1 pseudogene is annotated in these 767 nt (G+C 70.0%); it reads right to left on the reverse strand.

From position 1 onward, the window contains the following. Positions 1 to 765, reverse strand: a pseudogene (locus IE118_RS33845) (IS5 family transposase); the annotation flags it as partial. Positions 766 to 767 lie beyond the last annotated feature (2 nt).

Here is a 767-nt window from a genome sequence, read left to right on the forward strand (position 1 = left end):
GGAAGGCTTCGTGGATGTCGTCGCGCCGTTCCCAGCGGACGCGTAGGCGCCGGAAGCCGTGCAGCCAGGCGATGGTGCGTTCGACGACCCACCGGTGCACTCCGAGCCCCGAACCATGAGGGGTGCCGCGGCGGGCGATCACCGGCTTGATGCCCAGAGCCCACACGAGCCGACGGTACTTGTCGTGGTCGTAGCCACGGTCGCCGAGCACCACGTCGGGCCGCCGACGCGGCCGCCCGACCAGGCCCGCGACGGACGGGACCTTGGCGAGGAGGGGCAGCAGTTGCGTGACGTCGTTACGGTTGCCGCCGGTCAGCGACACCGCGAGCGGGACGCCCTGACCGTCGACGAGGACGTGGTGCTTGCTGCCCGGACGCGCACGGTCGACCGGGCTGGGTCCGCTTTTGGGCCTCGTCGAGCGGCCCGCACATGGCTGGAGTCGATCACCGCCCGAGACCAGTCGAGCTGCTTCGCCGCCCGCAACTTCTGCAGCAGGACGACGTGAAGGCGGTCCCACACGCCGGCCTCGTTCCAAGCGGCCAGCCGCCGCCAGCACGTCATGCCAGAGCCGAAGCCGAGCTCCTGGGGCAGGTACTCCCACTGGATGCCGGTGTGCAGGACGAACAGGATCCCGCACAGAGCCTGCCGGTCAGGAACCCTCGGCCGCCCGGCGACCAACTTCGGACCCGGCTCCGGCAACAACGGCTCGATCAGCGACCACAGTTCGTCCGACACGATCCACGGACGAGAGTTCCTCTTCCCCACGA

This window comes from Streptomyces pilosus (assembly GCF_014649835.1).
Taxonomy (GTDB): domain Bacteria; phylum Actinomycetota; class Actinomycetes; order Streptomycetales; family Streptomycetaceae; genus Streptomyces; species Streptomyces pilosus.